General features: G+C 64.1%; 17 protein-coding genes. 10 read left to right on the top strand and 7 right to left on the bottom strand.

Features of this window, described 5'->3' with window-relative positions; translation table 11 throughout:
• The first annotated feature begins 9 nt into the window (after positions 1 to 9).
• Both LPW26_RS01250 and LPW26_RS01245 read left to right on the top strand, forming a co-directional pair.
• Complete coding sequence (locus tag LPW26_RS01250) at positions 10 to 3,132, top strand: efflux RND transporter permease subunit (RefSeq protein ID WP_238732416.1); 3,123 nt, start codon at positions 10 to 12, stop codon at positions 3,130 to 3,132.
• A 230-nt stretch (positions 3,133 to 3,362) separates the two neighbouring features.
• Complete coding sequence (locus LPW26_RS01245; protein WP_238732415.1) at positions 3,363 to 3,641, top strand: hypothetical protein; 279 nt, start codon at positions 3,363 to 3,365, stop codon at positions 3,639 to 3,641.
• 77 nt (positions 3,642 to 3,718) lie between these two features.
• Here LPW26_RS01245 and LPW26_RS01240 read toward each other — a convergent pair whose 3' ends face one another.
• From LPW26_RS01240 to LPW26_RS01230, 3 genes are all read right to left on the bottom strand, one after another.
• The gene (locus LPW26_RS01240; RefSeq protein ID WP_238732414.1) at positions 3,719 to 5,092 is read right to left on the bottom strand and encodes a TolC family outer membrane protein; all 1,374 of its coding nucleotides are present in this window, start codon (positions 5,090 to 5,092) and stop codon (positions 3,719 to 3,721) included.
• 247 nt (positions 5,093 to 5,339) lie between these two features.
• A complete protein-coding gene (locus tag LPW26_RS01235) occupies positions 5,340 to 6,119 on the bottom strand; it encodes an enoyl-CoA hydratase (protein WP_238732413.1) in 780 nt (259 codons plus the stop codon).
• Positions 6,120 to 6,201: 82 nt separating this feature from the next.
• Entirely contained in the window at positions 6,202 to 6,993 is a 792-nt protein-coding gene (locus LPW26_RS01230; protein WP_238732412.1) for a hypothetical protein, read from the bottom strand.
• Between the two features lie 261 nt (positions 6,994 to 7,254).
• On the opposite strand from LPW26_RS01230, the gene LPW26_RS01225 reads away from it, so the two are divergent.
• From LPW26_RS01225 to LPW26_RS01215, 3 genes are read left to right on the top strand one after another with little or no spacing between them, the layout of a single operon-like run.
• Positions 7,255 to 7,632 carry a DUF2946 family protein gene (locus LPW26_RS01225; RefSeq protein WP_238732411.1) on the top strand — a complete coding sequence of 126 codons (378 nt, stop codon included), beginning with the start codon at positions 7,255 to 7,257 and terminating at the stop codon, positions 7,630 to 7,632.
• A 59-nt stretch (positions 7,633 to 7,691) separates the two neighbouring features.
• On the top strand, positions 7,692 to 9,932 hold the full coding sequence (locus tag LPW26_RS01220; protein ID WP_238732410.1) for a TonB-dependent receptor domain-containing protein: 2,241 nt from the start codon (positions 7,692 to 7,694) through the stop codon (positions 9,930 to 9,932).
• Complete coding sequence (locus LPW26_RS01215; RefSeq protein ID WP_238732409.1) at positions 9,932 to 12,160, top strand: TonB-dependent receptor family protein; 2,229 nt, start codon at positions 9,932 to 9,934, stop codon at positions 12,158 to 12,160. Before LPW26_RS01220 ends, LPW26_RS01215 begins: the two co-directional genes overlap by 1 nt.
• Here LPW26_RS01215 and LPW26_RS01210 read toward each other — a convergent pair.
• On the bottom strand, positions 12,143 to 13,297 hold the full coding sequence (locus tag LPW26_RS01210) for a DUF2336 domain-containing protein (protein ID WP_238732408.1): 1,155 nt from the start codon (positions 13,295 to 13,297) through the stop codon (positions 12,143 to 12,145). The two genes, LPW26_RS01215 and LPW26_RS01210, sit on opposite strands and share 18 nt — an antisense overlap.
• Before the next feature lie 35 nt (positions 13,298 to 13,332).
• Positions 13,333 to 14,478: a GGDEF domain-containing protein gene (locus LPW26_RS01205; protein WP_238732407.1), complete on the bottom strand. Its 1,146-nt coding sequence runs from the start codon at positions 14,476 to 14,478 to the stop codon at positions 13,333 to 13,335.
• A 405-nt stretch (positions 14,479 to 14,883) separates the two neighbouring features.
• On the opposite strand from LPW26_RS01205, the gene LPW26_RS01200 reads away from it, so the two are divergent.
• The 3 genes from LPW26_RS01200 to LPW26_RS01190 all read left to right on the top strand — a co-directional run bounded on the left by LPW26_RS01200 (position 14,884) and on the right by LPW26_RS01190 (position 17,373).
• On the top strand, positions 14,884 to 15,453 hold the full coding sequence (locus LPW26_RS01200) for a sigma-70 family RNA polymerase sigma factor (protein WP_319942152.1): 570 nt from the start codon (positions 14,884 to 14,886) through the stop codon (positions 15,451 to 15,453).
• Positions 15,450 to 16,313 (top strand): hypothetical protein, encoded by an 864-nt coding sequence (locus tag LPW26_RS01195; RefSeq protein WP_238732406.1) that lies wholly within the window; start codon positions 15,450 to 15,452, stop codon positions 16,311 to 16,313. Before LPW26_RS01200 ends, LPW26_RS01195 begins: the two co-directional genes overlap by 4 nt.
• A gap of 463 nt (positions 16,314 to 16,776) precedes the next feature.
• Positions 16,777 to 17,373, top strand: a complete 597-nt coding sequence (locus LPW26_RS01190) for a TIGR03809 family protein (RefSeq protein WP_238732405.1) — start codon at positions 16,777 to 16,779, stop codon at positions 17,371 to 17,373.
• A 12-nt stretch (positions 17,374 to 17,385) separates the two neighbouring features.
• Here the strand turns inward: LPW26_RS01190 and LPW26_RS01185 are convergent, their stop codons facing one another.
• On the bottom strand, positions 17,386 to 18,402 hold the full coding sequence (locus LPW26_RS01185) for an alpha/beta fold hydrolase (protein WP_238732404.1): 1,017 nt from the start codon (positions 18,400 to 18,402) through the stop codon (positions 17,386 to 17,388).
• Positions 18,403 to 18,887: 485 nt separating this feature from the next.
• Between LPW26_RS01185 and LPW26_RS01180 the strand changes: the two genes are divergently transcribed.
• Both LPW26_RS01180 and LPW26_RS01175 read left to right on the top strand, forming a co-directional pair.
• Entirely contained in the window at positions 18,888 to 20,951 is a 2,064-nt protein-coding gene (locus LPW26_RS01180; protein WP_238732403.1) for a HAMP domain-containing methyl-accepting chemotaxis protein, read from the top strand.
• 354 nt (positions 20,952 to 21,305) lie between these two features.
• The gene (locus LPW26_RS01175; RefSeq protein WP_238732402.1) at positions 21,306 to 21,656 is read left to right on the top strand and encodes a hypothetical protein; all 351 of its coding nucleotides are present in this window, start codon (positions 21,306 to 21,308) and stop codon (positions 21,654 to 21,656) included.
• A gap of 135 nt (positions 21,657 to 21,791) precedes the next feature.
• Here the strand turns inward: LPW26_RS01175 and LPW26_RS01170 are convergent, their stop codons facing one another.
• Positions 21,792 to 23,147, bottom strand: a complete 1,356-nt coding sequence (locus LPW26_RS01170; RefSeq protein WP_238732401.1) for a TIGR03808 family TAT-translocated repetitive protein — start codon at positions 23,145 to 23,147, stop codon at positions 21,792 to 21,794.
• Between the last annotated feature and the right edge of the window lie 48 nt (positions 23,148 to 23,195).

Here is a 23,195-nt window from a genome sequence, read left to right as displayed (position 1 = left end):
TCGATCCGGATGGGTCGCCTCGTCGCTCTTGCCGTCAACCGTCGCTATCTGATGGTGCTGATGTTCGTGCTGGTGATGGCCGGTGGCGTCATCGCTTTCAATCAGCTCAACATCGAAGCCTATCCCGATCCGACGCCGCCGATGGTCGACATCGTGACCCAGAGCCCCGGGCTCTCGGCCGAGGAGATCGAGCGTTACATCACGATTCCGATCGAGACGCAGGTCGCCGGCATCAAGAACCTGAAGACGATCCGCACCATCTCGCTGTACGGCCTGTCCGACGTCAAACTGCAGTTCTCGTTCGACTACACCTACGACGAAGCGTTGCAGCAGGTGCTCAACCGGCTGTCGCAGCTGCCGCCGCTGCCGGGCAATGCGCAGCCGGGCATCTCGCCGCTGAGCCCGATCGGTGAGATCTTCCGCTATCGGCTGGTCGGCCCGCCGGGCTACAGCGTCCTCGATCTCAAGACCTTGCAGGATTGGGTGCTGCAGCGCCGCTTCCGCGCGGTGCCGGGCGTCATCGACGTCACAGGCTGGGGCGGCAAGACCAAGACCTACGAGGTCCAGGTCGATTTCAACAAGCTTGTCGCGAACGGCCTGACGTTGCCGCAGGTGCTGCAGGCAGTCTCCAATTCCAACATCAACGTCGGCGGCAACACCGTCGACATCGGCGCACAGTCCGCGGTGGTGCGCGGCGTCGGCCTGATCCGCTCGATCGACGATCTCGCCAACACGATGGTGACCTCGAGCAACGGCAACCCCGTTTTGGTCAAGGACATCGCCACTGTGAGTGTCGGCGAAAAGCCTCGGCTCGGCATCGCCGGCATGAACGGCGACGACGACATCGTTCAGGGCATCGTACTGATGCGGCGCGGCGAGAAGAGCTCGCCCACCATCGCGCGAGTCGAGCAGACCGTGCACGCGATCAACGCGTCCGGCGTGCTGCCCCCTGGCGTGCGGATCGAACGTATCTACGACCGCAAAGACCTGATCGACACCACGACCCACACGGTGCTGCACAACATGGTGGTCGGCATCCTGCTGATCGTCTTTCTGCAGTGGGTGTTTCTCGGCAATCTGCGCAGCGCGCTGATCGTCGGCGCAACGATTCCGTTCGCGCTGTTCTTCGCCGTGATCATCCTGGTGTTGCGTGGCGAGTCCGCCAACCTCCTGTCGGTCGGTGCAATCGATTTCGGCCTGATCGTCGACGCCACCGTGATCATGGTCGAGGCGATCTTCAGGCGATTGTCGCACACCACCGCCCTTTCGCCCGAAGAGCGGAGCCAGATCTCGCCCGAAACAATAATGGGGATGAAGAGCCACGCGATCCTGTCGGCGTCCGCCGACGTGTCGCGTTCGATCTTCTTCGCCGCGGCGATCATCATCGCGGCGTTCCTGCCGCTGTTCACGCTGTCCGGCGTCGAGGGCAACATCTTCGGCCCGATGGCGCGGACCTATGCGTATGCGCTCGCCGGCGGCCTGCTGGCGACCTTCACGGTGACGCCCGCGCTGTCCGCCATCATCCTGCCGTCGCACGTGCAGGAGACCGAGACTTTCCTGATGCGCTGGCTGCATCGGCTGTACATGCCGTTGCTCGGCTGGGCCGTGGCCAATCGCCGGCTGGTGATGGCCGGGGCCGTTGGGCTCGTGCTGATGACCGTGGTGGCGACGCGCTTCCTCGGCCTGGAATTTCTGCCCAAGCTGGAAGAGGGCAACCTCTGGGTACGTGCGACGCTGCCGCCGACGATCTCGCTGACGGAGGGCAACACCTACGTCAACCAGATGCGCAAGCTGATCCAGAGCTTCCCAGAGGTGGAATCGGTGGTGTCGCAGCATGGCCGGCCCGACGACGGCACCGACGCAGCCGGCCTGTTCAACGCCGAATTCTTCGCGCCGCTGAAGCCAGTCTCGCAATGGCCCGGCGTCAAGGACAAGGACGATCTCACCGCGCGGATGCTGAAGCAGCTGCAGGAGAAATTTCCCGGCGTCGAGTTCAACTTCTCGCAATATCTGCAGGACAACGTCTCGGAAGCGGTGTCCGGCGTGAAGGGCGAGAATTCGATCAAGCTGTTCGGCAACGATCTGCAGGCGCTCACCGAAACCGCCAACAAGATCAAGGCCGTGCTGGCGACGGTGCAGGGCGTGCAGGACCTCGCGGTGTTCACCTCGCTCGGCCAGCCGACGATCCAGATCGACGTCGACCGCGCCCGCGCCGCGCGCTACGGCCTGACGCCCGGCGACATCAATTCGACGATCCGCGTGGCGATCGGCGGCGACAGCGCAGGCGACCTCTACGAGCCGGGCAGCGACCGGCACTTTCCGATCATCATTCGGCTGGCGCCGGAGTATCGCAAGAGCGCGGAGGCGATCCACAATCTGCGGATCGGCGTGCAGGGCCCGAACGGCATCACCCAGATTCCGCTCAGCGAGGTCGCTTCGATCCAGCTCGTCTCGGGCGCGGCCTATATCTATCGCGAGCAGCAGGAGCGCTATCTGCCGATCAAATTTTCGGTGCGCGAACGCGACCTCGGCAGCGCGATCCAGGAAGCGCAGCAGAAGGTCGCCGAGCAGGTGCACCTGCCGCCGGGCTCGCGGGCCGAGTGGGTCGGCGAATTCGGCAATCTGCAGGATGCCATCAAGCGCTTGTCGATTGTGGTGCCGATCAGCTTGCTGTTGATTGGCGTCCTGCTGTTCTTCAATTTCGGATCGTTCGCCGACACCTTGTTGGCGATGAGCGTGATCCCGATGGCGATTTTCGGCGGCGTGATGGGACTGCTGGTGACTGGCATCCCATTCAGCGTCTCGGCGGCGATCGGCTTCATCGCGCTGTTTGGAATTGCCGTCATGGACGGCATCATCATTCTGTCACAGTACAATCAGCTCATCGATCAGGGCTTCGACCGGATCAGAGCGGTGATCCGGACGGGCGAATTGCAATTGCGACCGGTACTGATGACCTGCGTGATCGCCGGTGTCGGCCTGTTACCCGCGGCTGTATCGCACGGCATCGGCTCGCAGGTGCAGAAGCCGCTCGCGATCGTCGTTGTTACGGGGATGATGCTGGCGCCCGGCGTGATTCTGATCACCCTGCCGGTTCTCATCTCGTATTTCTCCCGCCGTCGCCTGGGATGATTACTTAAGGGCTCGCGTAGTTCTACGAAGATTCGCAACTAGCATTTCCAAAAACACCTGCAAGACAGTAGGAAATGCTATGTTGCAGCGCGATGACATTCGCGCCGACGGCGATCGCGTCAATTGTACGCATCGGCCGATTGACTTGCGTCAAGCGTCATGCGCGAACGCCGTGTCAGCATGCGATTATGGCTAGGCTTCTGGTATATCGATGTCCGCAAAGCGGTCTGATGGCTCAGACCTGGCTGGCCGACGACTCGGCGGGCGGAGATCGGCTGACCTACGAGCCCGTGTTCTGCCTGGCCTGCTCGCAGCAGCATTTCATCTGCGCCGAAACCGGCAGGGCTCTCGGTGACCGGGTCGAAGCCGCGACAGTCACCCATGGTCCGACCTTTCCGCCGGGCCAGAGCCGGACGCAGAGCGCCCGCGGTGCAGTGCAGTCCCCGTCCGACCCGTTAGGTCGCGCGCCTGCCGGCATGCCGGCCCGCAATCACGCCAAGGCGTGTTGATCGATCGTGTTGATCGATCGTGTGGATCGACGCGGGATTGTACGAGTTCGGCCGCCGTTCTCGCAGCGTTGCCGAGATTACTGCCCCGACGGCGTACGCAGTCCGTGCCATGCGTCGCGCACCTGGTGATAGTGAACCTCGGGCAGGTAGTCCGGCGTGTTGAGCCCGAGCGTCTGCACGTCGAGGCGGCCGATGGCGCTGAGTAGTGTGTAGGAGGCGACCACGCGGTCGCGCTGGGCGCCGATCAGACGGGCCCGCGCCTGGATGAGGTCCTGCTGCGAGTTGAGCACGTCGACGGTGGTGCGCTGGCCGCCCTGGGCCTCGCGGCTGACGCCCTTGAGCGCGATTTCGGCGGCCCGCACTTCCGCCTCCGAGGCGCTGACGGCGATCTTGGCGCCCTCGTTGCTGACCCAGGCGGCGATCGCCGCGGTGCGCGACTGATTGCGGACCTGATCGAGCACCAGCCGGCTCTGCGCGGCGATTTCCTTCGACTGCCGGGTCTGAGCAGCGGCGAGACCGCCGTCATAGATCGGCGCGTTGATCTGGCCGAGGATCGAAGCCTGATCGGTGCCGGCGCTGCCGAGCGTTTGGTCGGTCCCGCGGCTGCGGCTGGCGCTGCCCTGCAAGGTGACGGTCGGCAGCAGCGCGCCCTCGGCGACCTTGATGGTCGTGGTGGCGACGTCGACGTCGTAGCTGGCCGCCAGCACGGCAGGATTGCCTTGCATCGCCAGCGACATCGCATCCTCTCGGCTGCGCGGCAGCAGACGGTCGACGGGCGAGGCGGGTCCCAGCCGCGACGGCGTGTTGCCGATGACTTCAGCATAGGTGGCCTGGCTGACCGCAAGATTGACCTCTGCGGCATTGAGATCGGCGCGACCGCGACTGAGCCGCGCTTCGGCCTGGGCGGTGTCGGTCGGCGTGACGTCGCCGGCGTTGAGCCGCTTGTTGGTGATGTCCAGCGTCTGGCTGAGGAAGTCGACGTTGGCCTTTTGCGCCGCCACGAGAGCCTGGTTGGCCAGCACGTTGGTATAGGCGGTGACCGCGTCGAGCAGCACGCCCTGTCCGACATTGCGCAGCGCTTCGCGGCCGGACTTCACCTGAAGCTCGGCAACGCGAACGCTGTTGGCGGTGCGGAAGCCGTTGAACAACGTTTGCGTCACGGTGACGCCGATCGTCCACGGCTTCAAATTGGCGGTCTGGACAGTGTTGTCCGGCAGCAGATTGCGGATCGCCTGCATGCCGGCACCGAGGCTGGCGATGATCTGCGGCCGGTAGCCCGACAATTGCGCCGGCACGTTCTCGTCAGTGGCGCGCTGCCGCGCGCGCTCGGCGTTCAACTGGGGATTAGTCTGATAGGCTTTGGCAAGCGCGTCAGTGAGGCTCTCGGCGCTTGCTGGAGTGATCAGCAGAAGGGCGACGGCCGTCGCGACGTAGAAGCTCCGTCGCGCCATGCGCGGGTAATCTCCACCACCGTTGATCTGGGCGTACTCGTCCATTCGGTCCCGCTGTGATCTGGATATCTGCGCCCCCGCCGATGCCCTCGCATGTTTAGAACGCGGTGCCGCGAGAGGCAAACCATCCTGCCGGAACTGTGGATGATTGGCCGGTCCACTGTGGTGATGCGGCAACGCTGCGACGATGGGGCGCGTGGCAAGATGCGGCAATCGCCTTGCGATCACCGCATCCGTCAGTTCGTCGTCAGCGGTTCTGGATGTTCGGTTTCCGCTTCTCGATGAACGCCGCCATGCCTTCGGCCCGATCGTCCAGCGCGAAGGTGGCGTGGAAGAGATCGCGCTCGACCGCAAGGCCTTCGGCCAGAGTGCTCTCCAGCGCACGGTTGACGGCGTTCTTCGCCATCGCCGCGGCCGGGCGTGACATCGACGCGATCTTTTCGGCTGCGGCGAGTGCTTCTTCCATCAACTTATCGGCGGGGACGATGCGGCTGACCAGACCGGCGCGTTCAGCCTCCTGCGCGTCCATCATCCGTCCGGTGAGGCAGAGGTCCATCGCTTTCGCCTTGCCGATTGCGCGAGTGAGTCGCTGCGTACCACCAATGCCCGGGATGGTGCCAAGGGTGATCTCCGGCTGACCGAACTTGGCGGTGTCGGCCGCGATGATGAAGTCGGCCATCATGGCCAATTCGCAGCCACCACCGAGCGCGTAGCCGGCAACTGCCGCGATGGTCGGCTTCCGGCAGCGTGCCAGCCGGTCACCGCCGATCGCGGTGAAATCCTCATTGAACATGTCGATGAAGCCCTTCGGCTGCATCTCCTTGATGTCGGCGCCGGCGGCGAAAGCCTTCTCGCTGCCGGTGATCAGAATGCAACCGATCGCATCGTCGGCCTCCAGGTCCTCGACCGCGGCGCCGATCTCGCCGAATACGCCGAACGACAGCGCGTTCAGCATCTTCGGACGGTTGAGCTTGATGATGCCGACCGCGTTCTGGCGCTCGACGATGATGAATTCAAAAGTGCTCATGTTGCATTCCCGTTGAGGGCCGGTCGCGGCCGCGGGCAATCTGCCCGCTGGCGCGAGGCGCTTCAAGGGGAGGCGGCGGATCTCAGGCGATGAACATTCGCGCGGCCGAGGCCAGCGTCAGCAGCCCGCCGGCCGCAATGAAGAGCTTGCCGATCAGCGACGCCTTGTCCCAGGCACCGTCAGCGCCGGACGCCGACGACAGTTGAGCGGTGCCGGTCGTGGAGGGTTGGGCGTTCGCGGTGGGCGCGGCGGTGACGGCGGCCATCGTGGTCGATGGCGCTGAATCCGCTGCGGCGCGATCGAGGTCGTTCACCTCGTCAGGGGCCATGACCGTGACATCGGCAGCGGGCTTCGCGGCGGCGTCGGAGCCGGCAGGGTGAGACGCCGCGGGCGCTGCGCCCAAGGTTGCGCCATCGGCGGCCGCCACTTCAGGGAACTGGGCATTGGCATTGGCAATCGTCGGGGGCAGAGCGGCCGACGCCGGCGAATCTGCAGCAGCCTGAGCCTCGTCCTGCGGCGTGGCCTGAGGCAGCGGCATGATGGCGAGCTTGCTCTGATCCTTGGCTTTGACGTCATTGCCGGAATTTTCGGCGGTCGGCTTCGCCGGCTTGGCAGGCGCGGCCTTTTTCTTGACGTGCTTGGCGTGCGAGCGCGCAACCTTCTTCTTGGCGGTCGGCGGCGCGGTCTGCTGTGCCGCGTTCCCCTCCGGAGCGGCACTGGCCGGCGCCGGCTGTAAAGGTCCAAGCAGGCAGGCGAACATCCCGGCCGCAATGATCAGAGCCAAGCGCCCGCTGGCTGTGTATGTCATGGCAATCTCCCCATCTGCCAGCCCGAGGGTAAAATGTCCCTGCGGCAATGGCGTCAGCGGGGCCAAAACGTGAGAAATCTTCGCCGGCCCGCGGCAATATCTTGGCAACCTGTGTGGCGGCCTGCCTCATTTGCCCACCGGATCGCCGGCAGTCCGGGCCGCGGCGCGCAGCTGCCAGAGCGGTCATCGCGGCCGGTAAGGCGCGGGTCTGGCGCACGGTGTGGACGCATAGGCCCAACTCATCGTCCAAGTGTCCGGTGGTTTACGGATCGCTAACGAAATTGACTCGCGCCTGCACTGTGATAGCAAAAGGTGGGGGAATACTTTGTGAGCCATTTCGCACGTAAGCGTAGAATCGCATGGAGCGCCGCTTGGGCGGCCGTGTATGCGCTTGTGCTGAACGTGCTGCTCACCAGCGCGCTGCTTGCGGCTCAGTCGCCTGCGCAGCTCCAGGCCGGCCACGAACTCTGTCTGCCGAGCGGTGACGCAACGTCGCCCGAGGACTCCGGTAAGGCCAAGACCGCGCCCGCCCATTGTCCTTTGTGTATCGGCCACCATGTCGGTGCCGCGCCGCCGCCGGTGGCACCTGCGGTCGCTATTCGTCTCGCGTTCGGGACGGCCTATGATCCGCCGCGCGACACGCCGTTCGTCGCCTTCACCCAGTCCCGCGATCACCAGCCACGCGGACCTCCGGCCCTGATCTGACGACCTGCGCCGCTTGCGGCGCGTATGTCCTCGTCACTTCAGCTCCCGGAGTTTCATCTATGTCGTCCGCTTCTTCGCGGCGGCGCTGTCCCGTGCTCGCGCACGCTGCAGCGCTCGTCGCCACGTCCATCGTCACCACATCGCTGTTCACGTTGCCTGCGCTCGCCCAGAGTCGGCAGTCCGTGCTGCCACCTGTCACCGTGCAGGCGCCCGAGCAGGCGCGCCAGGCAGCGCCGCGCACGCGGCTGCAGCAGCGCAGCGCATCACGAAGCCCTCGCGTCACGCCGGCCGTTGCGCCGACGCCAGCTGTCGCGCCGACCGCAGTTCCGCGGGCAACTGCGCGGGGGCCTGCGCTGACCGTGCTGACCGTGCAGCAGGCGCTCGCCGACATCCAGCAGACGCCGGGCGGCGTCGCGCTGGTGCCGGCGAACGCCTATCGGAGCTCGACAGTGTCCAACACCATCAAGGACATTCTCGACTACGTGCCCGGCGTGTTCGCGCAGCCGAAATGGGGCGACGACACGCGGCTGTCGGTTCGCGGCTCAGGCCTGTCGCGCAATTTCCATCTGCGCGGCGTGCAGCTCTACATGGACGGCATCCCGATCAACACCGCCGATGGCTATGGGGATTTTCAGGAGATTGATCCGACGGCGTATAAATACGTCGCGGTGTACAAGGGGGCCAACGCGCTGCAGTTCGGCGCCAATTCGCTCGGCGGCGCGATCAACTTCGTCACCAAGACGGGGCGTGATCCGTTTCCAAACGGCGTCAGCGTCGACGCCGGCGCGTTCGGCTATCGGCGGCTGCAGGCCAATGCCGGCGGCGTCAACGGCGCGTGGGACGGATACGTCACCGCATCTGCGCAAGCCGCGGAGGGCTTTCGCGACCACAGCAACGGACAGGCCTATAGGCTGAGCGGGAATATCGGCTACCAGATCACCCCGGACATCGAGACGCGGTTCTATCTCAACGCCAACAGCGTTCGTCAGCGGATTCCCGGCACCGTTAGCAAGGACACCGCGCTGAACTCGCCGCAGACCGCGGCGGCGGGCAACCTCGCACTCGATCAGCAGCGCAACATCGACACGGTGCGGCTCGCCAACAAGACGACGATCCGCTTCGACAATACGGTGGTGGATCTCGGAGCCTTCGGCGTCGATCGCCATCTGATGCATCCGATCTTCCAGTGGCTGGACTATCGCTATCAAGACTATGGCGGCTTCGCCAAAGTCACCGACGATCGCGAGATCGGCGGCTATCGCAATCGCCTGGTCGCCGGCGTCAATATTCTCAACGGTCGCCTCGACAACAAGCAGTATGTCAACATCGCAGGGCAGAAGGGCGCGCTGGCTTCGTCGTCACTCGACAAGTCGACCAACACCTCGGTTTATATCGAGGACTCGTTTTACGTCCTGCACAACGTCGCGCTGGTGGCCGGAACGCAGTTCCTGCATGCAACGCGCGACCGCCGCGACCGCGTTCTGTCCGATGGCAATCAGTCGGGATCCACGGAATTCAATCTGTGGAGCCCGAAGGGCGGGCTGTTGTGGCAGATCGATCCGACCTGGCAGGCCTTCGCCAATATCTCGCGCAGTGCCGAGGTGCCGAGCTTCGGCGAAAGCGCATCGGGGCCGGGCATCCCGACCATTCCGTTCACCAGCATCCGGCCGCAGCGCGCGACGACATATGAGATCGGCACGCGCGGCAACCGGCCGGACCTGACCTGGGAGCTGACCGGCTACCGCGCCGAGATCAAAGACGAACTGCTGTGCCTGTACAGTGCGTTCGGCAATTGCAACGTCACCAACGCCGACCGCACCGTTCACCAGGGCATCGAGGCCGGGCTCGGCGTCGCGCTGTTCAACAATCTGTTCGAGCGTGGACCGGTCGCCGATCGGCTGTGGCTGAACATGGCCTACACGCTGAACGATTTCCGCTTCGACAACGACGCGAAATTCGGTACCAACCTGCTGCCGGGAGCGCCACGGCACTATCTCCGCGCCGAGCTGCTCTACAAAAATCCGAACGGCTTCTATGCCGGGCCGAACGTCGAATGGGTGCCGCAGGCTTACTACGTCGACAGCGCCAACACGCTGCAGACCGAGCCCTATGCGTTGCTCGGCCTCAAGGCCGGCATCGACAATGGCGGGCCGTATTCGGTCTACATCGAGGGCCGCAACATCCTCAACAAGACCTACATCGCCTCGGCCAGCATCATCGACAAGGCAACCGCCTCGTCGCCGCTGTTCGAGCCCGGCACCGGCCGCGCGGTCTATGCGGGCTTCAAGGTGCGCTGGTGATGGAGCGCCTGAAGGTGTCGATGTCAGTATCGTTCCGTCGCGCGTTGCTGGCCTCTGCTGCTGCCATCGCGTGCTCCGCGTCGTGGAGCCCGTCCGCCTTGGCGCGGAGCTCGCCGAACTCGCTGCCGCCGGTGACCGTGCAGGCGCCGGATCAGGCGGCGCGCCCTGTCGTACAGCCGAAGCCGCGCGCCGCCATCGGCGGCAGCCGGGCGATGCGCGCGGCTAGCCGCGGCGCTCCGATAGCGCAGCCGGTCGCGGGGGCCGCGCAGCCGGCAGGGACGGCTGGCTCGGCGAGCCTCACGGTGCCGACCACCGAGCAGGCGCGGCAGGACATCCAGCGCACGCCGGGCGGCGTCGCGCTGGTGGCCGACACCGAGTTCAAGAACTCGCCGGCCAACAGCATCAAGGATGCGCTCGGCTGGGTGCCGGGCGTCTTGATCCAGCAGCGCTGGGGGCCGGATGCGCGTATCTCGATCCGTGGGTCGGGCCTGTCGCGCGCTTATGGCAATCGCGGCATCATCCCCTTGATGGACGGCCTTCCGATCAGCACTGCCGATGGCCTGTTCGATCTGTTCGAGATCGATCCGACCGCGTATCGCTATGTCGAGGTCTACAAGGGGGCCAATGCCCTGCGCTACGGCGCGAATTCGCTCGGCGGTGCGATCAACTTCGTGATGCCGACCGGCCGCAACGCGCCCGAGTTCGAAGCCCGCATCGACGGCGGCAGCTTCGGCTATCTGAAGTCCGCCACCAGTGTCGGCGGCTTCGCCGGTCCATTCGACTGGTACATGACGATGTCGGCGCAGCGCGAGGACGGCTATCGCGAGCACAGCAAGACCGACGCCGAGCGCCTCAATGCCAATTTCGGCTATCAGTTTTCACCGGACGCCGAGACACGGTTCTATCTGAACGCAGGCCGATGGCGCTCGGAGATTCCCGGCGAGGTGACGAAGGACGCGGCGCTGATGACACCACGCGCCGCCAATCCGGTGTGGGTGCAGCAGGATCAGCAGCGCAACATCGACTCCGTGCGCGTCGCCAACAAGACGACGCTGCGATTCGACGAGACGACCGTGGACTTCGGCGCTTCCGTGCTCGAACGCCACGTGATGCATCCGATCTATCAGTGGCTGGATTTCCATGTTCACGACTACGGCGGCTTCGCCCGTGTCACCGACGACCGCATCATCGGCGGCTACCGCAATCGGTTGGTCACCGGCGTCAACATCCAGAATGGCACGATCGACATCAACCAGTACTGGAACATCGGCGCCGCCACCAAGGGACCTTTGGCGGCGTCCTATCTGTGGAAGTCGCAGAACGTCTCCGCCTATGGCGAGAATTCATTCTTCGTTCTGCCGAATGTGGCTGTGGTCGCGGGCGCGCAATTCCTCCACGCCGTCCGCGATCAGCAGGACCGTTTCCTGGCCAACGGCGATCAGTCGGGACGGCGGGCCTACAATCCGTTCAGTCCGAAGATCGGGTTGCTCTGGGACGTCGATCCGACCTGGCAAGTGTACGGCAACATCTCGCGCAGCGCCGAGGTGCCGACCTACGACGTCACCACGTTTGCGTCGCCGGCGAGCACCGACATCAATGCACAGACCGCCACCACCTACGAGATCGGCACCCGCGGCCGGCGGCCGGATCTGACCTGGGACGTGTCGCTGTATCGCTCCGACATCCGCAACGAGCTGCAATGTCTGACCAGCCCGTCGACACCAGGGGCCTGCACCATCCGCAACGCCGATCGCACCGTGCATCAAGGCGTCGAGGCGGGGCTGGGCGTCGCGTTCCTGAAGTCGACCTTTGCGCAGGAGGACCGATTCTGGTTCAACGTCGCCTACACCTACAGCGACTTCCGGTTCGACGGCGATGCGACCTGGGGCAATAATCAGCTCCCGGCGGTGCCGGCACACTGGCTTCGGGCCGAGGTGTTGTACAAGCACGCCAATGGTTTCTATGCCGGCCCGAACGTCGAATGGATGCCCCAGGCTTTCTTCGCCGACAACGCCAACACGCTGACGGTTGATCCGTATGCGCTGTTGAACTTCAAGCTCGGCTACGATCGCGGCACCGGTTGGTCCGGCTATATCGAAGCCCGCAATCTGCTCGACAAGCGCTACATCTCGACCGCCATCGCGGTCGAGACCGCCACGGCGGCGTCGGCGCTGTTCAATCCCGGGATGGGGCGGGCCGTCTACGCGGGTTTACGCACCCGGTGGTGATGGGCCCATGCCGCCGGCCGCGCAGGCGGCCGGCGGCTTGGCGACCGCGGTGGATTGCTGCATCCGGTGAAAGCGCAGCACCTGCTGCGCGGTCGAGGTGCGCAGCCGTTCGTAGGTGAATCGGCACTCCTCGAGATCGCCAGACTTCGCGCTGGTCAGCTCGTCGCGCATCCGGATGATCGCTTTGACGGTGCTCCAGCTCAGCTTGCAGACCTTGGCGAGAATCAACAGGCCCTCGTCGCGGGATTCGACCATCAAGGCTTCAGCGGTCTCTACCGACGTGCCGGCGAGGCAGGCAATGGCCTGGTTGAGTTCGTCGAATTTGCGTTCGTTGGCGAAGATGTAGATCTGCTCTTCGTTGATACGGCCTTCTTCATAAAGCGCTCGAACCAGTCCATGAGCGATGTTGGTCTGACGGCTGATCGCTGCCGGCGCGGAGCGTGCCAGCCGGGTCGCCGTCTTCACCGCGCTACTCACCTCGGCGGCCGCGTCCGGATTGGCGGCCTTGAGCTTCTCCCGCACGGAGGCCGAAGCGAGCGCGATCATCTTGAGCACTTGGGCGCGCGGGATGGCGCGACGGCTCAGTTCGGTCGCGAGGGCCTCGTCCAGTTCGGCCCGCTTGACCAGGGTGGAGTAACCGCTGTCGGAAAACTCCGCGCCGGGGTTGCGCACGGTGCTGTGGACCACATCCTGGCTACCGAGCTCGACCAACACGTCGGTGACCGCGCCGCTGAGCGAACGACGGGTCGAGATCGCCAGCATATGTCGCTGACTCTTGGTGCGGGCGTTCGCAATCAAGGCGGCGTCGTCGAGCTGCTCGGAATGCGACAGCACCGGCGCTGCGATCTCGATCATGTCTTCGAAGGCAAGGTGATGGATGATCCGCGGCGGCGCCTTCACCTGGGCCAGCCGCTGTGCCAGCAGCACCTTGGCGTTGCATTCGATATTCCTGACGAGGCAGTTGAAGACGTCGTCGAACACCGTGACCTGATCGTCGCTGTAGTCGACCTCGCCATCGAGATACAGATCGGTGACGCGGCGCAGGGTCTCGACCCGGCGCGCGACCGTTCCGTGCATCAGCGTGGCCTGCAGTTCATCGAGGAGATTGGCGGCGGTAAGGGCCGGCTGAGAGCTCATCGTCCATCCTGGCGTCGCGTTCAAATCTGAATTCTTCAGATCGTGAAAATCCGGTTACGTCCCATTTCCTTGGCGGTGTAGAGCGCGCTGTCAGAGCGGGCGAGGGCGGCATCGGCGGTTTCGCCGAGCGTCATCGTGGCGATGCCCGCGGAGAGGGTCACCTGCATGCGCGGCGAAAAAGCCGTCCAGTCGAGTTCTGCGACGATCTCACGCAGTCGCTCCAGCATGGCGTGCGCTTCCTCGCGCGATGTATTGGGTAGCAGCAACAGAAATTCCTCGCCGCCGTAGCGGCCGAAGCGATCGAAGCTGCGAATGTTGGCGAAGATGGTGATGGCGAAGGTGCGGAGCACCTCATCGCCGATCGGATGACCGAAGCCGTCGTTGATGCGCTTGAACCAGTCGAGATCGATCAATGCCAGTGAAAGCGGCGTACCGTTGCGTTCGGCGCGGTCGATCTCTTCGTTGAGCATCCGCATGATGCAGCGGCGGTTGAATGCGCCGGTGAGCTCGTCGAGCTCCGCGAGCTCCTCGATCCGCTGATAGGCTTCGCGCAATTCCACGCCGCGTTTGTAAAGCGTCTCCCGCAGGCTGGCAGAGTACATGCCGACGAACATGCAGCGGCCGATCGTCAGCACCAGCACCAGGAGCGTCGTCAGACGTTCGAGCATCGAGCCGCCCGGCACGGAAATAGGGCGATCATTCAATAGGAACAGCATCGCCAGCGCGATCGTCATCACGCTCCAGCCGACCAGGCTCTGCTTGCGGCTGGCGTGAAGCGAAGCGACGCTGAAAAGAATCAGCAGCGCGCCCATGAACACGAAGGCCGCCTGCGGCACCCAAACCATAAAGCCGAGGGCCAACGCCATGTTGACAGCCAAGGTCGGCAAGACCAGGAAAAAATCCTTATGACGATCATGAAAGCCATGCTCGGACAGCGCTATGGTCGCGACCATGATCAGCAGAACAGCGGCAAGATAGGCAGGCACGATGCCGAAAGGAATTGTGTCCGCGAACGCGTACATCAGCAGCAGCGCTGCATCGATCAGATAACTGACGGCAACGAGGTCGAAGATCTGCCGCCGCTGCTTCATCCGCTTGGCACGGACCGCGAGCGTCCGGGCCCAATCGACCTCGTCCGCTGGCACTGATGAGAGGCCCGGAGTTGCGGCAGTTGAATTCATCGTGCGCTTCGATGCGTGTGAGTTAAGGGAACTTACGAGGAAAGCCTTTAGGTTTCGTATCCTGAGTTTCGTAGTTCCCCGCGGTGGCCTGTCTATGCGTTTGCTCAAATTGAACTATTTTCGAATGCCGAGCCTCCAGATGGTGTTCCACGGGGGCTGGCGGCGTTGGGAGCGGGCACCAAGCGGGCAAGGACGGGGAATGAAAATGCCCCTGGCCAGGTTGCAGCTGGCGAATCGAGCTAAAGATCAACCCTCGAGGAAGGTGGACTCGCGGCGCTGGTGAAAGGTATTTGCATCTGTGCTCAACCTCACAGTTGGGCTGCTGCAGTCGGCCAGGATGATAAATTTGCCTTTTATTTTCGAACCTTCCGCGGGTTTCGTCCGACCTATCGTGCGAGGCGGCCAGTGAATACCAGGCAGGGGACTGCGGACGAGGAACTGATCGCGCGGATCGCCCAGGGCGACCGGATGGCGATGCAGGTGCTTTATGGCAGGCATCACGTTCGGGTCTATCGCTTCGGACTGCGGCTGGTGCGGAACGAACAGACCGCCGAAGACCTTATCAGCGAGGTTTTTCTGGACGTCTGGCGCCAGGCGGGGAAGTTCGAAGGACGGTCAGCTGTTTCCACTTGGCTGCTGGCGATCACGCGGTTCAAGGCGCTGTCGGCGATGCGACGCCGTAAGGACGCCGAACTCGACGACGAATCCGCTGCCGCGATCGAAGACCCTTCCGACGATCCGGAAGTGACTGTCCAGAAAAAGGACACAGGCAATGCGTTGCGAAAGTGCCTGGAAGGGCTTTCGCCTGACCATCGGGAAATCGTCGATCTCGTCTACTACCACGAGAAATCGGTGGAAGAGGTCGCCAATATCGTCGGCATTCCGGAGAACACCGTGAAGACCCGACTGTTTTACGCGCGCAAGAAACTGGCCGATCTGCTTCAGGCAGCCGGCGTGCAGCGAGGCTGGCCATGATGGCGATGAGCAAATCGATGCTTGAGCATCAGGAGCCGGGCGACCTCGAAGCGCTGCTGCCGTGGTATGCGGCCGGCACGCTGAGCGCCCGCGACACGCGCCGTGTCGCCGAGGCGCTCGAACGCGATCCCGACCTCGCCAAGCAATATGCCGCCGTACTCGAAGAATATGCCTCGACGATCGAGCTGAACGAGAGCCTCGGCGTGCCCTCGTCCAGGGCCATGCAGAAGCTGTTCTCGGCGATCGATGCCGAGCCGGCGCGGTCTGCGCAAGTCGGCTTCAAAGCGGCAGGGCGGAGTTTTGGAACTCGCTTCGCCTCATTCGTGAAGAGTCTCTCGCCGAAGGTGCTGACCTGGTCGGCTTCTCTAGCCAGCACGGCCCTGGTGGTACAAGCGGGGCTGATCGGCGCGATGCTGGTGTGGTCGCCGGGCGGCGTGCTCGAAACCGGCACCTATCAACCGCAATACGATCGCGCGCCTGCGCCGCGGAACGAGGCGGAACGTGTCCAGGCGCCGCCCGCCCCGGCGCCGGCGTCGCCGCCCGCTGCTGCGGCACCGCCGGTCGCGGCACCTGCCCCGGGTCCATCGCTGTCAGCGCCTGCGATGCAGCGCGCTGCGCCTCTGACGCGCAGCCTCGGCGGCGACATCAGCCAGCGTGTCTTTGTCCGGTTTGCGCCGGATGCCCGGATCTCCGACATCACCGCGCTGCTCGACAGCTATCAGGCCTCGGTGATCGACAGTAGCAAGGGTGGGGTCTTCCGCCTGCAGCTTGCGGGGGCAAAGTCGCAGCAGGATCAGGCCCGCCTGATCGCCCGGTTGGAAAAGGAGCCGCTCGTCACGATGGCGCTCCCGGCGCCCTGACGACCACAAACCCTGACCGCCGCTTGGTTTGTTTGTGCAGACGGTCATGTCGGCAGCTTGCCGGCTCGCGTCCACGCCACCTCTCTCAATCTACAAAAAATTCGCAACCGCATTGAACGTTTGGTGTTGTCCCGCTGACCAATCGTTGTGGGAGCGCAAAGCCCCAACGAGGCTGTATTCGGCGCGAGCGCCCATCCACCCCAGCGCCAATATGGCTTGTGACCCGCCCGGTTGTCCCCCCGGGCGGGTCCTTTTCTTTGGACGCCCACCCACAGAACAAATCACCCGTCCCTAACTGCGACCATTTGTGACCGCATGCGATTCGGCCACTCACGGTCTTCGGGGCAATACGGGGGCACCGCCGGCTGGACATGGTAAATTTTTGTTAACAAACTGATTCATATGCTTGCGTTGATTCGTAAGTAGCGTCGCGTTCGTCTCTCCCCTCATTGGCGGATTGGTCATGGAAGTCACCGACGCGATGCGCGGCCGCGCAATCGTCGAGCGCTGGTGCGTGCTCGCCGAACAGCGACTGGAATATCTCACCGAACTATTCGAGACCGGCCGCTGGCGACGGTTTTTCACCGAAGTGGCCTTTTTGGAGAACATCCAGGAAGCCAAAGCGGCGGTTGATACCTGGCGCGACCTGCTGTACCGCGAGGCGACGGACGACAATCTGCCAGTCGACCTGTCATGGCTCGGCCAAAATAAAGATCTGGCGCCACGGCCGATCTTCTATCTGAGCGACGAGACCGCGGTCGAACCGACGCGGGTCTTCAACGTCATTCCGTCGCCCGTCGCTCCGGCGCCGGAGCAGATCTATAGCGTCACTTTGCCCGTCGAACTGGAATCGGACGATCCTGGCATGCCGGCGCTCGAGATGGAGCTGGCGGTGGAAGTGGCCCCACCGCAGCTCAGCATCGTCCCGCCGATCGATCTCGACGACGACATCGCCCCGGACATCGCTGAGCCGATCGAGATTGCGCCGCCTGCCTGGCAGCACGCCCTCGACGTCGCAGTACTGGCCGAGCGCTATCCGCTGCTGCGCCGGGCCAGCTGAGCGGCCGACGGGCTACTTGCCGAGAAAATCCAGCACCAGGTCGCGATAGCGATCGGGCGCTTCGAGAAACACCAGGTGGCCGGTGTTCGGCAGCACCTCGGCACGCGCGTTCGGCATCTCGGCCGCAAGCTTCTTCGCCAACTCGGCGTTCTGCCCCATCTTGGCGCGCAGCGGCTCGGGCGCGTTGGGCTTGCCCGGGGCGTTGTGATCGTCGGCGCCCATGATGAACAGCGTGGGGCGGCTGATCAGCGGAATTTCGTGCGCCACCGGCTCGCGATAGATCAGTTGCGCCGACGCCACGAAGGCGCGTAGCCAACGCGGATAGTCCGGACTGCCCTTGAGGTTGAAACGCGCGTCGATGAAGGGCGTGACCTGATCGGGCGGCAACTTCAGCGCGTAGTTGGTTTCGAGCTGCTTGCGATAAGTCTCGGCCGTGAGCATGTCCTCATTGGCGATGATCTTCTCTGTCGGCGTCGGCGGCACGTAGAGCCGATAGTCTTCCAGACCGATCGGCGCCGTCAGCACCAGATGGTCGACACGGTCCGGATAGGCGCGGGCGATCCGAACGCCCAGCATGCCGCCGAGCGAATGCGCGACGACGTCGGCCTTGGCGATCCCGAGCTTGTCGAGCAGCGCGATGGTGTTGCGGGCAAGGTCGTCGAAGTGCAGATCGCCGGTCGGCTTCGAGGATTTGCCGAAGCCGATCTGATCGGGCGCCACCACGCGGTAGCCTGCTTCGCCCAGCATCTTGATGACCGGCGCCCAATAGCTCGACGGAAAGTTACGGCCGTGCAGCAGCACGACGGTGCGACCGTTCGGCTGCGCGGGCGCGACATCCATATAGGCCATGGCGAGTTGCTCGCCGCCCGACGTCACGGCGAACGAATGCACCGGATATGGATAGGCATAGCCTTCCAGATTGATCCCATATGGCTCGCGTGGCGCGGCGTCGGCGGTCGTGAGCAACGGCGTCACGACGGGCGTCGCACCGAGAGCGGCAGCGAACAGCATCTTGAGAAGATGAGGCATGAGAAGCCATCGGTGCGAGTACATCTCAGCCACGACGCGCGGCCGTGCAATTCGTTCCGGAGAGCGCAGTAACGCGACGGCTGATACACAAGGATAAGCTAGACTTTCGGCGAAGACATGGCAGGCAGGACGACCTAATTTGTCGCCGCGCTGGTCTGACCCCTGACCGCGGCGTGGGCGAAAAGTCCAACATCGTCAAGCTCTCGCGTGATCGGCCCGATCGATATCAAGTAGTGGCCAGCGCTTAGCTGCGCCAAATTTCACGCACATTCGAATGGTTGTGCGGCTCGCCTCTTTAAACTTTTCAAATGATTTCCAGCGCACGTGGGGCCAGCGGACATTGGCGTCCGCCCACAAAACTCATCAGCACGCCGGGGTGATCCGCCGCGACGATCGTGTCGACGCTGCGACGCGGATCGGCGCCTGCCGTGCACTGGAAGGTCGCAGCCCGAGCGCGCACTTGCGCCCGCAGTGAAAGTCAGATCATGACCCGCACACCCCCGCCGCTCACACCCCGTTCATTCAGTCCGCTCGCGCTGTTCACCAATCGCAAGATCGGCGTCAAAATCGCGATCGGCTTCGCTGCCATTCAGGTGCTGATGGCGATCCTCGCCGTGATGAACTACACCAGCTTCGGGAGCCTGGGAGCGGCCGTGACTTCGTTCGGCCAACGCGTCGAGGTCGTCGATCTCGCGCACAAGATCGACAGCGGCTTTGCGGCGCTGCGCAGTGTCGTGCACGAATACGGGCTCACCGGCGACGAGCCGCTGGTCAGCGAGGTCGAACGGGCTGCTCAGAAGCTCACGGCCGGCATCGCCCAAGGCACCCGCCAGATTCAAAATCCCGAGATCCATACGCTGCTGACCGACATCGATCAGCAGTTCGGTCAGTACAGCGGCAAATTCTCCGAAATAGTCAAGCTGCGCCGCGACCAGAGCCGGATCACGGTCGAGGTACTTGGTCCCGTGGGACAGCGTCTGATGGCGAAGTTCGAACAACTGCAGAGCGCGACGATGACCGGCGATGGCGACGGCCGCAATGCGCTGCTGGTCGGGCAGGGCCTGAAGAGTTTCATGATGTTGCGGCTTGCCGCCAGCAAGATGTTGGGCATCCGGCTCGAGAAGGACGCGCTGGCGACCGCCGATAAATCGCTCGCCGATCTCAAGAGCGCGCTGTCGGCGCTGAAGACCTCCGTCGACACGGTCTCGGAGCAGAAGCAGATCGCCGCGATCGAGACCGACCTGACGATCTATGCGGACGGTTTCCGGCAGGCGGCGGCGGATATTGCCGGCGTCGAGGCAAAGATCCACGAGATGAGCAAAGTGGCGGGCACGCTGGCGGCCGCTGCCGGGCGTATCAACCAGATCGGCATCGCAGAGCAGCAGCAGATCAGCCAGGCCACGCAGGCGCAGGTGTTCGATACCAGGTCGCAGACGCTGATCATCACCATCTCGGCGCAACTCATCGGCATCGTGCTGGCGTGGCTGATCGGCCGCGCGGTGTCACGTCCGATCGTGCGAATTTCCGACACGATGCGCGAACTGGCCTCGGGCAATCTCGACGTTGAAGTTGCCGGCTCCGGCCGGCTCGACGAGATCGGCCTGATGGCCTGCACGGTCGAAGTCTTCAAGTCCAATGCGCTCGACGTGAAGCGGCTGAAGGAAGAGCAGGAAGAGGCCGAGCGACGGGTTGCCGAGCAACACAAAGCCGAAATGCGGCGGCTGGCCGATGACTTCGAGGGCGCCGTCGGCGAAATCATCCACACCGTCTCGTCGGCTTCATCCGAACTGGAGTCGTCGGCCGGTACGCTGACGTCGACCGCCGACCGCTCGCAGGAGCTGGCGACGTCGGTGGCGGCTGCCTCGGAACAAGCCTCCGCCAATGTGCAATCGGTCGCTTCCGCCACCGAACAGATGGCGTCGTCGATCTCGGAGATCAGCCGCCAGGTGCAGGAAGCTGCCCGGATCGCCGGCGAAGCAGTCGATCAGGCCCGCAAGACCAATCACCGGATCGGGCAGCTATCGGACGCCGCCAATCGCATCGGCGACGTGGTCGATCTGATCAACACTATTGCGGGACAGACTAATCTCTTGGCGCTCAATGCCACGATCGAAGCTGCGCGCGCCGGCGACGCCGGCCGCGGCTTCGCCGTGGTGGCGCAGGAGGTCAAGGCGCTGGCCGAGCAGACCGCCAAGGCGACCGGCGAGATCAGTCAGCAGATCACTGGGATGCAGTCGGCGACGCAGGATTCCGTCGGAGCAATCCGCGAGATCGGCGGCACGATCGAGCGTATGTCGGAGATCGCCTCGACCATCGCCTCGGCGGTGGAAGAGCAGGGTGCGGCGACGCAGGAAATTTCCCGCAATGTCCAGCAGGCGGCGCGCGGCACCCAGCAAGTCTCGTCGAACATCACCGACGTTCAACGCGGCGCCACCGAAACCGGCGCAGCCTCGACGCAGGTACTGTCCGCCGCGCAGTCCCTCTCGCGCGACAGCACCCGCCTGCGCCAGGAGGTTGGGCGGTTCGTCGAGACGGTGCGGGCGGCCTGAGGGAACGGGAAGAAGTAGGTGGGGCACAGTTCTGGTTGCCCTTCCAGTATCTTCCAACGCTTGAGAGCAGCGAACTGCGAAGGATGAACCACAAGTCCCTGTGGTTCATCCTTTCAGCCTCAACAGCAAGCAAAGCCGCGCGATGCATTGGAGCCGAAGCTCCATAAAAAGACGTGGCGATGTTTTAGCCGCGCGGTCGATCCCCGAGATTCAGATGTAGCTGCCTCGCAATCGCGGATACGCGATGTGTGCGGGCCGGCGTTGAAAGCGTCCTGTCAGTTTCGCTCGGCTATCCTCCCATTCAGATCCCCAATCGCGATCAGACGAGACGCGATGCATGGTCGGGAGGATGCCGTGATCTCACAGTTATTGTCGGCGGGACACGCCGCGCTGTCGTTTGGCGGAGCCGGGTTTGCTGCGTCTGCGCAGTCGCCGAAGGATCCGCTGTGGAATTCGTATCACCTGGCGCAATTGCCGTTGGAGATCCAGCGCAACCTCGCGGCGCAATGTCCGTCCGGCTCGATTGCCGGTCATTATTTCGCGACCTATACGCCGGCGACCATCGTGCTGCACTACGAGTATCTCGGATGCCGGTCCGGCGTGGCCGCGCTGTGTCGGAACGGCCAGTATCTGCGGCAAGTGTACCGCGCGGTCGGCGGGCAGTTCAGGCTGAAGCGAAGTTATTTCGCGGCAGCGTATCAGTAAGCGGCAGTGCTCCTTCTCGGCCCGGCGGAGCCGAGCGTCTCGAAGAATGGGGCTGTGGAGCGTCCCTTGTCCATGGTTCGAGACGGCGCTGCGGGCCTCCTCACCATGAGGTTGTGCATCGTTGAAAGCGCTGAGTCAGCGAACGGAATTCGTGCCGAGCGCGATCTGGGCGAACCGCGCTGCATTTGGCGCGGTCAGGTCCGGCGTCACTGGCCTGGCATGATCGAGACCGACCACCGCGCCGCGCTGCGTTTCGGCGATGACGTTGCCGTTGATCGCCGCCGTGCCGGCGCCGTCCGCGACCGACACTCCGATGCCGACGAACGCCTTGCGGACCACGTTTCCGGTGATCGCGACGTCGCGCAGATAGCGGCCCCAGCCTGCGACGATGCCGAACGACGGCGCATTCTCGATCACGTTGCCGGTCACCGCGGTGTCGGCTTCGACATAGATACCGATGCCGGCGTCGTCGTCGGGCGCCGTGCCGATCGGTCGCTTCGGCCGCAGATTGCGGATGATATTGCCCTGCACGGTGCTGAGCCGTCCGCCTTCGTTGAAGTTGCACACTGAGACGCCGAGCGCCGCGCCGTCGACGGTGTTGTTCGCGATCACCGCGCCCTCGAAGGCGAACTCTGAATACAACGCGACTTCGCGCACGTCGCTGACGCTGTTGTCGGTGATGTGGATGTTCGAGGCCGAATTGCCGCGCACCGCGGAGTAATCGCAATTCTTGATGCGGTTGCCGCTGACGATGACGTTGCCGGCGCGAAACGCGTTGATGGCGTTGCCATATTGCCCCGAGCCGCCGGGGCCGGCCTTGATGTTCTCGATCCGGTTGCCGGTGACGAGCGTGCCGTCGTCGCCGATCGCGGTACGCAGGATTTCGATGCCGTTGTCGTTGGTGCCGATGATCGTATTGCGCGACACGCTCAGCCCCTTGGCGTCGAACGACACCACGCCGGTCACGGCGATCGCGGTCAGCGTGTTGTCGGTGATGATGCCGGCGGTGGTTTCCAGCCAGATGCCGCTGCCGCCGCTGGCGGTGATCTCGCATTGCTCGATCCGCAGCGACCGCGCCCCGACGCAGTGGACCAGGCCACGCCGCGCCGGAAGCGTGATGCCGCCGCCGTCGATCACCAAACCTTGCAGCGTCGGCGTCTCGGCGCCCGCGCTGTCGAACAGGGACGGGCCGCCTGTGAAGATCAGCCGTGTCGCGCCGCGCACGCCGCTGAGCTGCGCGCCGGACGGCAGCCGCAACGTGGCGGTGCGATAGGTGCCCGGCGGCAGTGCCAGCGGCATGCGCCGCTCGGCGGCATCGTCGATGGCGCGTTGCAACGCGAGGGTTTGATCCTCCGAACTATCAGGCCGGACCCCGAACTGGGTGGCATCGCGGCCGCGCTTAGAGGTCAGCGGCGCTGCCGCGAGCGGCGTTGCGGCCAGAGTCAGTGCGCCGGCGACCGCGCCGAGCAGGTCGCGCCGATGGATCGTCATGTCTGCGCCTCTCGCGTGGACCAACGTTGAACTGGTAACGCAAAAACC

This window comes from Rhodopseudomonas infernalis (genome assembly GCF_022271405.1).
Taxonomy (GTDB): Bacteria; Pseudomonadota; Alphaproteobacteria; order Rhizobiales; family Xanthobacteraceae; genus Rhodopseudomonas; species Rhodopseudomonas infernalis.
Note: the sequence above shows the minus strand (reverse complement) of the source record. Positions and strands in the feature narration are given on the sequence as shown.